At 68.8% G+C, this 11,483-nt stretch carries 11 protein-coding genes; 9 read left to right on the top strand and 2 right to left on the bottom strand.

Features of this window, described 5'->3' with window-relative positions:
• The 6 genes from AC1C2T_RS14120 to AC1C2T_RS14095 all read left to right on the top strand — a co-directional run bounded on the left by AC1C2T_RS14120 (position 1) and on the right by AC1C2T_RS14095 (position 8,150).
• Positions 1 to 1,338 (top strand): sensor histidine kinase, encoded by a 1,338-nt coding sequence (locus AC1C2T_RS14120; protein ID WP_495360358.1) that lies wholly within the window; start codon positions 1 to 3, stop codon positions 1,336 to 1,338.
• Positions 1,335 to 2,045 carry a response regulator transcription factor gene (locus tag AC1C2T_RS14115; protein ID WP_495360359.1) on the top strand — a complete coding sequence of 237 codons (711 nt, stop codon included), beginning with the start codon at positions 1,335 to 1,337 and terminating at the stop codon, positions 2,043 to 2,045. Before AC1C2T_RS14120 ends, AC1C2T_RS14115 begins: the two co-directional genes overlap by 4 nt.
• Positions 2,046 to 2,133: 88 nt before the next feature.
• Positions 2,134 to 4,812, top strand: coding sequence for an aminopeptidase N (gene pepN, locus AC1C2T_RS14110; RefSeq protein ID WP_495385713.1), 2,679 nt, complete (start codon positions 2,134 to 2,136; stop codon positions 4,810 to 4,812).
• 11 nt (positions 4,813 to 4,823) lie between these two features.
• Positions 4,824 to 5,942, top strand: a complete 1,119-nt coding sequence (locus AC1C2T_RS14105; RefSeq protein ID WP_495385712.1) for a mechanosensitive ion channel family protein — start codon at positions 4,824 to 4,826, stop codon at positions 5,940 to 5,942.
• 47 nt (positions 5,943 to 5,989) lie between these two features.
• The gene (locus tag AC1C2T_RS14100) at positions 5,990 to 6,403 is read left to right on the top strand and encodes a globin (RefSeq protein WP_495385789.1); all 414 of its coding nucleotides are present in this window, start codon (positions 5,990 to 5,992) and stop codon (positions 6,401 to 6,403) included.
• A 61-nt stretch (positions 6,404 to 6,464) separates the two neighbouring features.
• Complete coding sequence (locus AC1C2T_RS14095; RefSeq protein WP_495360362.1) at positions 6,465 to 8,150, top strand: FAD-binding dehydrogenase; 1,686 nt, start codon at positions 6,465 to 6,467, stop codon at positions 8,148 to 8,150.
• A 70-nt stretch (positions 8,151 to 8,220) separates the two neighbouring features.
• Here the strand turns inward: AC1C2T_RS14095 and AC1C2T_RS14090 are convergent, their stop codons facing one another.
• On the bottom strand, positions 8,221 to 8,901 hold the full coding sequence (locus AC1C2T_RS14090) for a DUF8185 domain-containing protein (RefSeq protein WP_495360363.1): 681 nt from the start codon (positions 8,899 to 8,901) through the stop codon (positions 8,221 to 8,223).
• A gap of 93 nt (positions 8,902 to 8,994) precedes the next feature.
• On the opposite strand from AC1C2T_RS14090, the gene AC1C2T_RS14085 reads away from it, so the two are divergent.
• The 3 genes from AC1C2T_RS14085 (at position 8,995) to AC1C2T_RS14075 (ending at position 11,004) form a co-directional block, all read left to right on the top strand.
• Positions 8,995 to 9,885 carry an acyl-CoA thioesterase gene (locus tag AC1C2T_RS14085; protein WP_495360364.1) on the top strand — a complete coding sequence of 297 codons (891 nt, stop codon included), beginning with the start codon at positions 8,995 to 8,997 and terminating at the stop codon, positions 9,883 to 9,885.
• A gap of 94 nt (positions 9,886 to 9,979) precedes the next feature.
• Positions 9,980 to 10,471, top strand: a complete 492-nt coding sequence (locus tag AC1C2T_RS14080; protein WP_495360365.1) for a QcrA and Rieske domain-containing protein — start codon at positions 9,980 to 9,982, stop codon at positions 10,469 to 10,471.
• Positions 10,472 to 10,473: 2 nt separating this feature from the next.
• Complete coding sequence (locus tag AC1C2T_RS14075) at positions 10,474 to 11,004, top strand: hypothetical protein (protein WP_495385711.1); 531 nt, start codon at positions 10,474 to 10,476, stop codon at positions 11,002 to 11,004.
• 1 nt (position 11,005) lies between these two features.
• On the opposite strand, the gene AC1C2T_RS14070 is transcribed toward AC1C2T_RS14075, so the two are convergent.
• Entirely contained in the window at positions 11,006 to 11,482 is a 477-nt protein-coding gene (locus AC1C2T_RS14070) for an acyl-CoA thioesterase (protein WP_495385710.1), read from the bottom strand.
• Position 11,483: the final 1 nt, after the last annotated feature.

The raw sequence follows: 11,483 nt of genomic DNA, 5'->3' as shown, positions 1-11,483 counted from the left end.
ATGGCGGAAGCACCCTTCTCCCCCGGCTACCCGGCTTCGGTAGTCGGGGGAGAGCTTCGTCTGCCGAAACCGCCCGGCGTGATCCGCCAGTTCTGGGCGAGGCATCCCAGGATGACCGACGCACTCATCGCGGGCCTCTACTTCCTGCCGACCTTCATCGGCACGCTCGTCGTCGCGGTCGTCGGCGTCCTGGCTCCTCCGCTGTGGACGAGCGTGCTGCACCTGGCCGGTATCGTCGCGGTCGGCGCAGCCCTGCTGCTCTTCCGCCGGTCGCGACCGTGGTGGGTCCTCGGCACGGCCTGGGCGGTCTGCCTGCTCGTCTACCCGTTCGGCACGACCGACGTGCTGCCGATGCTGTTCGCCCTTTACGGGCTCGGCGTCTACCGCTCGACGAAGGCGGCGTGGATCGGGTTCGCGGGGTCGGTCGCCGTGGTCACGGCCTCGGCGTACATCGCGGAGTGGCTCTCGACGAACGCGCTCGTCGCGCGACTCAACATCTCCGAGGGCGGCCCCTTGGCATCGGCGTCGCAGTATGCCGTTGTCATGCTCGTCGCGACGCTCATCGGCGTCACGGTCGGCAACCGCCGTCGATACCTGAACGCGCTCATCGCACGGGCCCACGACCTCGCACGGGAACGCGACCAGCAGGCTCGGCTCGCCGCGGTGGCCGAACGGGCGCGCATCGCCCGTGAGATGCACGACATCGTCTCGCACGGCCTGACCGTCATGATCACGCTCGCGGACGGGTCGGCAGCGACCGCCGAACGAGATCCCGCCCGCGCCGCCGACGCGATGCGCAACGTCGCCGACACCGGGCGCAGCGCGCTCGACGAGATGCGACGCATGCTCGGCGTGCTGCGGGATCCCGCCGACGAAGGGGCCGACCTCGCACCGCAACCCGACGTTGCGGCGATCCCCCGCCTCGTCGACGGGTTCCGCGAGGCCGGGCTGCCCGTGCACCTCACCACCGTCGGCGCTCCGATCGTCGAACCGACCCTGCAACTGGCGGTGTACCGCGTCGCGCAGGAGGGCCTCACCAACGCCCTGCGCCATGCGGTGCGCGCCCACCGTGTCGACGTGCGCATCGAGCACCGCGACGACGAGGTCGAGATCTCGGTCGAAGATGACGCGCCCGTGGCGACCGACCAGACCATGCACGGTGCAGGCCGCGGCCTCGCGGGCCTCCGCGAGCGCGTCGCCCTCTACGGCGGCACCCTCGAGGCCGGCGCGCTGCCCGTGCGAGGCTGGCGGCTGCGTGCAGTGCTGCCGACGCGACGAGGCGCAGACGTACGCGACGGCGAGCGCGACCACGAGAGCGACGGCGAGGAGCCACGATGACCGACGAGCACGCACCGATCCGAGTCGCGATCGTCGACGACCAGGCGCTCGTGCGCACGGGGTTCCACATGGTGCTCGATGCCGAGCCCGGCATCGAGGTCGTGGGCGAGGCTGCTGACGGCCACGCCGCCGTCGCGCTCGTGCGCGACGTACCGGTCGACGTCGTGCTCATGGACGTGCGGATGCCCCGACTCGACGGCATCGCCGCGACCGAAGCCGTGACCTCCGGCGCCACGCCCCCGCGCGTGATCGTGCTGACGACCTTCGATCTCGACGAGTACGCTTTCGCCGCGATCCGCGCGGGCGCGAGCGGGTTCCTGCTGAAAGACGTGCGCCCAGCCGAGCTGGCGTCGGCGATCCGCACCGTCCACTCCGGCGAAGCCGCGCTCTCGCCTCGCGTCACTCGACGCATGATCGAGTTGTTCAGCAATGAACTGCCTGGCCCGATCGACGGGCACGACGGCGAGCCCGACCGATCCGTCGGAGTGCTCGAAGTGCTCACCCCACGCGAGCGGGAGATCCTCGTGGCGATCGCGGAAGGCTTGAGCAACAGCGAACTCGCCGCGCGGTTCTTCCTCTCGGAGTCGACCGTGAAGACCCACGTCGGCCGCGTGCTCGCGAAGCTCGATGCCCGCGATCGAGTGCACCTCGTGATCATGGCGTACGAACAGGGGCTGCTGCCCGCGCCCGGCTCCGGGGCGGGTTGAGTCGGAGCGCATCGAGTTCGGCCGTGCAGTGCTCGGCGGCGTCGAATCAGTAGGCTGGCGAGTCAACGACCACACGGAGGCCCCGCACATGCCCGCTGTCGATCTCACCCGAACCGAAGCCGAGGAACGCGCACTGGTCGTGCGCACCCCTCGCTACGAAGTTCAGCTCGATCTGACCGGCGCGGGCGAGACTTTTCGCAGCGAGACGCGCGTGAAGTTCCTGGGCACCGTCGGAGCATCGACCTTCATCGAGGCGTGTACCAGCGAAGTGCACGAGATCACCCTGAACGGCCGGCCACTCGACCCTGCCGTCGTGAGCGACGGCACTCGCATCCGGCTCGATGGGCTCGACGAGGAGAACGAGCTCCACGTCGTGGCGACGGCCTCGTACACGAACACGGGCGAAGGCCTGCACCGATTCGTCGATCCCGTCGACGGCGAGACATACCTCTACACCGAGTTCGCCGTCGCCGAGGCGAACCGAGTCTTCGCGGTATTCGACCAGCCCGACCTCAAGGCCTCGTTCACGTTCACCATCACCGCGCCCGCCGCATGGACGGTGCTGAGCAACGCGACGACGCCCGAGCCGGCTTCGTTCGCTGAGCCCGCCGAAGCGATCGCGCCCGAGGGCTTCCCTTCGACAAGCTCAGGGCGCACGAGCGCGACAGGTTCAGGGGGCACGAGCGCGACAGGCTCAGGGCGCACGAGCGCGACCTGGTCGTTCGAACCGGGCCCGGTCATCTCCAGCTACATCGTCGCGATCATCGCCGGCCCGTACGCCGCATGGCACGGCACCGCGCGCAGCATCGACGGTCGCGACATCCCGCTCGGCCTCTTCACGCGCGCCTCGCTCGCCCGGTACGCAGAGCCCGAGGTCATGTTCGAGCTCGTGCAGGCCGGCCTCGGGTTCTACGAGACGGCCTTCGGCGTGCCGTACCCCTTCGGCAAGTACGACCAGATCTTCGTGCCCGAGTACAACTGGGGCGCCATGGAGAATGTCGGCGCAGTCACGTTCAACGAGTCGTACCTGTTCCGCTCGCGTGTGTCCGACGCACGACGCGAGCAGCGCGCGATCGTCGTGCTGCACGAACTCTCGCATATGTGGTTCGGCAACTCGGTCACGATGCGGTGGTGGAACGACCTGTGGCTGAACGAGTCGTTCGCCACGTGGGCGTCGACGCTCGCGACGGCCGCTGTCACGGAGTTCACGGGGGTCTGGGCGACGTTCGCAAGCGACGAGAAGACGCACGCAGCCGAACAGGACCAACTGCCGTCGACGCATCCGATCGTCGCCGAGATCGCAAGCCTCGCCGATGTCGAGGTCAATTTCGATGCGATCACGTACGACAAGGGCGCCTCGGTGCTGAAGCAGCTCGTGGCCTGGGTCGGACTCGACGCCTTCCAGCGGGGCGTCGGCGCGTATCTCACGGCCCACGCCACTGGCAACGCCACCCTCCGCGACCTGCTCGACGAGCTCGAGAGCGCGAGCGGCCGCGATCTCACCCGGTGGTCGGCGCTCTGGCTCGAGACGGCGGGCGTCAACACCCTTCGAGCGGTGATCGAGACGACTGAGCCGACCACAACCGGCGCGGGTACGATCACGGCGGCGCGTGTCGAGCAGTCCGCGGCACCGGGGCATCCGACGCTGCGCCCCCACCGTCTCGCGCTCGGCTGCTACGTACTCGGCCCCAACGGTCTGCAGCGAACCCACCGCATCGAGCTCGATATCGACGGCGCAGTGACCGAGGTTCCCGATCTCATCGGCCAGCACCGACCCGACCTGCTGCTCGTGAACGACGACGACCTCACGTACGCGAAGGTTCGACTCGACGCCGCGTCTCTCGAGACGGCGATCGCCCATCTCCCCGACATCGTCGACCCGGTCGCGCGCGCCGTCATCCTCGGCTCGGCGTGGGACGCCGTGCGCGACGCGGAGGTGCCGACGATCGATTTCGTGCGACTCGTCATCGGCAGCATCGGTCACGAGACGCAGTCGGCGGCGCGGGGGCTGGCGCTGACGCGCCTCGAACTCGCGATCGGACGCTACCTCGCCGAAGAGCGCCGCCCACAGCTCGCCGCCGAGGCGGGCGATGCCGTGTGGGCGCTCGCCGAGCTCTGCGAGGCCGGCTCAGACGCCCAACTGCAGTTCGTCAAGGGGTTCACCCGACTCGCGGCCACCGCGGCGCACGCCGACGTGCTCGGCAGCCTGCTCGACGGCTCGATCAAGCTCGACGGGCTCGAGATCGACCTCGACCTGCGCTGGGAGCTCGTGATCGCCCGGGCCACCCTCGGCGCAGCCTCCGACGAGGAGATCGCCGATGCACTCGCCCGCGATAACACGGCCAAGGGCCGCCTGCTCGCCGAGACGGCACGCGCTGCACGCCCCGATCAGGCGATGAAGGATGCCGCATGGCGGCGCGTGGCGACGGACGCCACGCTGTCGAACGATCTCGCGCGCGCGATCGCCGATGGCTGGCGGCGCACCACGCAACCCGAGCTCCTCGCCGGCACCGCCGCGGAGTACTTCGCCTCGCTGCAATCGGTGTGGGAGCGCCGCAGTTTCACGATGGCCTCGCTCGTCGTGAATCGACTGTTCCCGGCGCCATTCGTCTCCACCGAGCTCGCCGCGATGGCCCGCGATTGGCTCGAGGCGAATCCGACGCCGGCGCCACTCCACCGCCTGGTCTCCGAGCAACTCGACGAACTCGAACGTGCACTCGCCGCTCAGGCCCGCGATGCCAGCGAGCTCTCGGGCACGGCTCAGTAGACTTTCACAACATGTTCGTTTTCGATTCGCCCGCCACTGACGAGAACCCGGTGTCCGTCGACTTCTGGGCGCGCATCGTCGATTACTGGGTCGAGAACTGGGACGTCGTGCTCGGCAAACTGATCTCGATCATCTTCATCATCGTCATCGCGCTTCTGGTGCGTTGGGTGCTGCACTTCGTCATCGAGCGAGTCGTCACGCAGGTCGTCTCGGGCGTCAAGAAGAAGCAGGATGTCACCGACACCCAGGCGCTGCAGGCATCGCCGCTCGCGGCCGTTCGTCTCGTGCAGCGCACGAGAACCCTCGGCTCGGTGCTCGCGAACATCGTGAATGTGACGCTCTTCATCATCGTCACGCTCCTCGTCGTGACCACCATCAACGAGACGATTCTGAGCTCGTTCGCCCTGCTCACTGCGGCACTGGGCGCCGGTCTCGGCTTCGGCGCCCAGAACATCGTGAAAGACGCGCTCAACGGCATCTTCATGGTCGTCGAAGACCAGCTCGGCGTCGGCGATGTCGTCGACCTCGGCCCGGCAACCGGCATCGTCGAAGAGGTGCGCATCCGGGTCACGAAGATCCGCGACGTGAACGGCACGCTCTGGTTCGTGCGCAACGGCGAGATCCTCCGGGTCGGCAACATGTCGCAGGGCTGGGCGCGGGTGATCGTCGATCTCGCCGTACCGTACGACGTCGACGTCGACGAGGTCGAGGCGACGCTGTTGCGTACCGCGACCGAGATGGCGCAGTCGGCCAAGTGGCGTTCGCGCGTGCTCGAGAAGCCCGAGGTCTGGGGGATGGAATCGATCACGGCAGATGCGCTCGTCACCCGCGTCGTCATGAAGGTGCGGTCCTCGGCGAAAGACGACGTCGCAAGCGAGCTGCGCATGCGCTTGAAGCGGGCGCTCGACGAGCTGGGCGTCAAGCTGCCGAGCCTCACCAGCGTCGTGCTGGCCGGGTTCGACGGCGCGACCCGGGTGAAGGGTGCGAGGCCGCCCAAGACTACGCCGAGCGCCGTCGTCGACGGCGACACGGGCGCCGCAGCGGCGCGGGCCGCGCTGAAGATGCCGCGAGCGCCGCGCGCCCCCAGACTGCCGAAGCTGCCGAAGCCGCCGACCGGAGAATCATCGTGAGTGAGCAACTGCCGACCGAGGCATCCGGCCCCCCGCAGCCTGCGAACGTGCCGCTCCGCGGCACCGAACACGACGCGGCACTCGGGCCCTCGTTCTACGAGACCGTGGGCGGCCGCCAGACCTTCGAGCGGCTCGTCGCGGAGTTCTACCGGGGCGTCGCAAGCGACCCCGTGCTGAAGCCCATGTATCCCGAGGAGGACCTCGGGCCTGCTGCCGAGCGGCTCACGATGTTCCTCGAGCAGTACTGGGGCGGCCCCGGCACCTACAGCGAGCAGCGAGGGCACCCGCGCCTGCGCATGCGCCATCAGCCGTTCAAGGTGAACCCCGACGCCCGTGATCGTTGGCTCGCGAACATGCGGGTCGCCGTCGATTCGCTCGCATTGCCGCCGCTCGCGGAAGAGACCCTGTGGGACTATCTCCAACGGGCCGCATACGCGATGGTGAACACCTTCGACGAATAACCGCACGCCCCGCTCGATCAACACCCGCAATCCGATCACCACCCGAGACGAAGGAGTCCTTGTGGCCGCCTCCCCCGCACCCACCGCGACCGATCGCACCCCGAAGCCCGCCGACGCGATCGTCGTCGGCGCCGGACTCTCCGGCCTCGTCGCCGCGGCCGAACTCGTCGATGCCGGCAAGCGCGTCGTGATCGTCGACCAAGAGCCCGAAGCGAGCCTCGGCGGCCAGGCGCACTGGTCGTTCGGCGGACTCTTCCTCGTCGATTCCCCCGAGCAGCGCCGCATGGGCGTCAAAGATTCGGTCGAACTCGCGCATCAGGACTGGGCAGGCACCGCGGGCTTCGACCGGGACGAAGACGACTGGGGGCGGCGCTGGGCCGAGGCATACGTCGACTTCGCGGCAGGCGAGAAACGAGCGTGGCTCCACCAGAAGGGCGTGCGATTCTTCCCCGTCGTCGGCTGGGCCGAGCGCGGCGGGTACAACGCCATCGGGCACGGCAACTCGGTACCGCGATTCCACATCGTGTGGGGCACTGGCCCCGGAGTGCTTGCGCCCTTCATCGCCAAGGTGAAGGCGGGCGAGGCCGCAGGTCTCGTCGAACTGCGCCATCGGCACCGCGTCGACGAGCTCATCGTCGAAGCCGGCGCGGTCGTCGGCATCCGCGGCGCCGTGCTCGCACCCGACACCGCTGCCCGCGGCGAATCGTCCAATCGCGACGAGGTCGCCTCGTTCGAGCTGCGTGCGCCGGCGGTCGTCGTCGCCTCCGGGGGAATCGGCGGCAACCACGACCTCGTGCGCGCAGCGTGGCCTGAACGACTCGGGCAGGCGCCGGCGAACCTGCTCTCGGGCGTGCCTGCACACGTCGACGGTCGCATGCTCGGCATCGCCGAGGCATCCGGCGCCCGGCTCGTCAACGGCGACCGCATGTGGCACTACACCGAAGGCATCACGAACTGGGATCCGGTCTGGCCCAAGCACGGCATCCGCATCCTTCCCGGCCCGTCGTCGCTCTGGTTCGACGCCGACGGCAAGCGACTTCCGGTGCCGCTCTTCCCCGGATTCGACACCCTTGGCACGCTCGAACACATCGCCTCGACCGGTCACGACCACTCATGGTTCGTGCTCACGCAGAAGATCATCGAGAAGGAGTTCGCCCTCTCGGGCAGCGAGCAGAACCCCGATCTCACCGGCAAAGACGTGAAACTGCTCGCCGAGCGCCTCGGTTCGGGCGCACCCGGCCCTGTCGAGGCGTTCAAGCAGCACGGCGTCGACTTCGTGGTCGCCGATACTCTGCCCGAGCTGCTCGAGGGCATGCGCGGCCTCTCGGCCGAAACCGAGCTCGACACCGAGAACATCGAGCGCGAGATCATCGCCCGCGACCGCGAACTCGACAACGAGTTCTCCAAAGACCTCCAGCTCACGGCGGTGCGCGGTGCACGGAAGTACCGCGGCGACAAGCTCATCCGCGTCGCGACCCCGCACAAGATCCTCGACCCGAAGGCCGGCCCGCTCATCGCGGTGAAGCTGCACATCCTCACGCGCAAGAGCCTCGGCGGCATCCAGACCGACCTCGACTCGCGGGCTCTCGGAAGCGACGGCGCCCCGGTTCCGGGTCTCTACGCGGTCGGCGAAGCGTCGGGGTTCGGCGGCGGTGGCGTGCACGGGTACCGCGCGCTCGAGGGCACCTTCCTCGGCGGATGCCTCTTCACAGGGAGGGCCGCGGGGCGCGCGATCGCCCGGGGCTGAGCCTTCTGAGGGTTGAGCCTGTCGAAGCCCCCGGCGCACAGCAGGTTTCGACAGGCTCAACCCGCAGGAGTCACGCCTTCAGCGTCCATGGCTTGCGGCGCACGAGCACGTGGCCTCGCCGCGAGGAGAGACGGGTCCACGGACCAGTCTCGAAGAGCTTCACCTCATCGTCGCCGAGGAACCCGAGGCTGTAGGCCGCGAATGCCGCACCGGTCGGCACGTACTCGACGCCCTCGACACCACGCCCCCACACCTCTGAGCGCACGCGCTGCACGAGCTGCTCCCCGGTGCCGGCCGGAATCGCCTCGGCCACCTCGTCGATGCCCGCACGTGCCGCAGCCTCGAGCGTCGCGGCATCCGTCACACCGAGCGGTCGCCACCCGCCTCTGGGCGGTGAGATGCCCGCCCAGGTGACGGTGTTGACCTCTGGAGGTCGTGACATCGAGACCGGGCGCGAGTCGTCGTCTTCGCCGAGTTCGCCCCTGGCCCGCACGATACGTTCGACGAGCGAACGCATCGGCACGACCGAATCGAACTCCTCGTCGTCGGCGAGCGCGAAGGTGCGCAGCCCGAGAACGGTCGGGCTCTCATCGAGGATGCCTCGTGGATACAGGATCGCGGTGTACACGGCGAGGATGCCCGAACCGGCGATCAGGCGCACCGAACCGTCTTCGACGCGGCCTGCACGTTGCAGGTAGGTATGCAGGTCTCCGAGCGACAAGCTGTCGGCGAGCGTGAGTTGTTGAACCATCTCCTGTCTAAACTACCAAGTGAGCGCCGCCGCCCCGGCGGCCTCGCGCTCCGCGGGCGCCGGGCGGTCACCGACCACCGACACGGAGGAACGATGAACGGTCCGATCGACGGCCTGCTGAGCACCCTGCACCTCACCGACACCGGGGCCCGCACCACCGAAGACATCTTCACCGGGCCTTCGCAATGGATGCCGCTCGGGCGTGTCTTCGGCGGTCAGGTGCTCGCGCAGTCGCTCATCGCCGCGATGCACACCGTGCCCGACGACCGCACGATCCATTCGATGCACGGCTACTTCCTCCGCCCCGGCGATGTCGCGCACCCCATCACCTTCTCCGTCGATCGACTGCACGACGGGCGATCGTTCTCGACGCGCCGCACCCACGCATTCCAGAACGGCGAGCCGATCCTCTCGCTCATCGCCTCGTTCCAGACTCCCGACGAGGGTGTCGAGCATCAGGTCGACATGCCGGCCGACCTCCCCGACCCTGAGAGCCTGCCGTCGACCGCCGACGTGCTCGGCGCGTTCGATCACGACATCGCCCGATACTGGTCGAACGAACGTGCCTTCGACATGCGGCACGTCTCTTCGCCCGTCTACCTCACGGTCGAAGGCGAGCGAGTGCCTCGGCAGGCGGTGTGGATGAAGGCGTTCGGCAAGCTTCCCGACGACCCGAAGCAGCATCGTGCCGCCCTCGCTTACGCGAGCGACTACTCGATCCTCGAGCCGATCCTCCGCGCACACGGTGTGGCTTGGGCGACGCCCGGCCTCAAGGTTGCGAGCCTCGACCATGCGATGTGGTGGCACCGCGATGCGCGGGTCGACGAGTGGTTGCTGTACACGCAGGAGTCGCCGTCGGCGAGCGGGGGTCGCGGTCTCTCACTCGGCCGCATCTACACTCGCGAGGGCGTGCTGGTGGCAAGTGTTGCGCAAGAGGGCATGGTGCGCGTGCCCGAATCGGCCGGGATGCATTCGCCTGAATAGATCCTGTGGAATCCGGCAGTGGCACCGCGCCGTGACACACAATGGGCAAAGGCGCGCGCGTGACGCGAGCGAAGTGGACGAAGGAGCTCAGGCGATGACCGATCCCACCGATCTCACACGACGCACCATCCTCACGCTCGGCTCCGTCGGAGCCGTCGGCGGTGCCCTCGCGCTGGCCGGCTGCGCAGCGGATGCCCCGTCGGACACCGCTTCACCCTCGACGCCTCCCGATCCCTCGATCACCGACGAACCGCCCACCGAGCCGAGCGCCGCGCCCGATGCGCCACCGGTCGGCGAAGACATCGCGGCTGTCGCCGACGTGCCCGTCGGCGGCAGCATCGACGCGAAGATCAATGGCGAGCCCGCGCTCATCGCACAACCGACGGCGGGCCAGGTCGTGGCATTCAGCGCGATCTGCACGCACCAGCAGTGCGTCGTCGCCGCGGCGGCATCCGAGTTCCACTGTCCCTGCCACGGCTCGATGTTCGATGCGGCGACGGGTGACGTGATCCAGGGCCCAGCGCTCGACCCGCTCACGGCCATCCCCGTCGCGATCTCGGGTGACCGCATCGTCGCGGCGTCCTGACCATGGACGACTTCGACTTCACGTTCGCAGGACTCCCGATGCACGTGTTGCTCGTGCATGCGGTCGTCGTACTGACCCCGTTGCTCGGCTTGGCACTCGTCGTCGTCGCGGCGTGGCCGGCAGCTCGGCGGGTGCTGTGGTTGCCGGTACTGATCGGCGCGGTACTGCTCCTCCCCCTCGGTCTCTTCACGATCGAAGCCGGCGAGTGGCTCGAGGAGCGGGTGTCGCCGACACCGCTCATCGAGGAGCACACCGACCAGGGCGAGGGAATCGTGCCGTGGCTCATTGCGATCCTCGTGCTCGCCGTCGTCGTCGCGGCGTGGGCGGTCGTCGAGCGCGGCTCGGCTCGTCGCACCGCAGCAGGGAATGGAACCGGCATCGGCCGCGGCATCCGCCTCGTCGTCGGCATCGCACTGACCATCGCTGCGCTCGTCATCGCGGCAGGCTCCACCTGGACGCTCGTGCAGATCGCAGAGGCGGGAAGCCGTGCCGTCTGGGAGGGCTCGTTCAGCGACGATCCACTCGGCGACTGAGTCAGCGGCGGCGGAACCCGATCGGGTCGCCGACGTACGGCTCCCAGGCCGCGCGTTCGGCCTCGCTGACACGCCGCGGACGCTCGGTCGCCGCGTCGACGAGCACGATCGTCGTGACGGCGCGGGTGTACAGCGTGCGAGGCTCGACGCCGACCGGCGAGTACACCTCGTAGCAGACGTCGAGGCTCGCCCCGCCCATGTGGCCGATCCAGAGCTCGATGTCGACGGGCTGGCGCTGATACGGGATCGGCGCGAGGTACTCGACCTCCTGCCGCGCGATCAGGGTGATCGTGTTCGCGCCCGGCGTGGCGTCGAGCACCGCCGTCGATGCGCCGACGGCGTGCTCTGGCGTGTCGTCGTTCACCCAGAAGGCCTGGATGCGGGCTTCTTCGAGCAGACCCAGCATGCGGGCATTGTTCACGTGCCCATATGCGTCGAGATCACTCCAGCGCAACGGGGTCGGCACGTGCAGCCGCATG

The sequence above is a fragment of the Agromyces sp. Y558 genome, from assembly GCF_059445415.1.
Note: the sequence above shows the minus strand (reverse complement) of the source record. Positions and strands in the feature narration are given on the sequence as shown.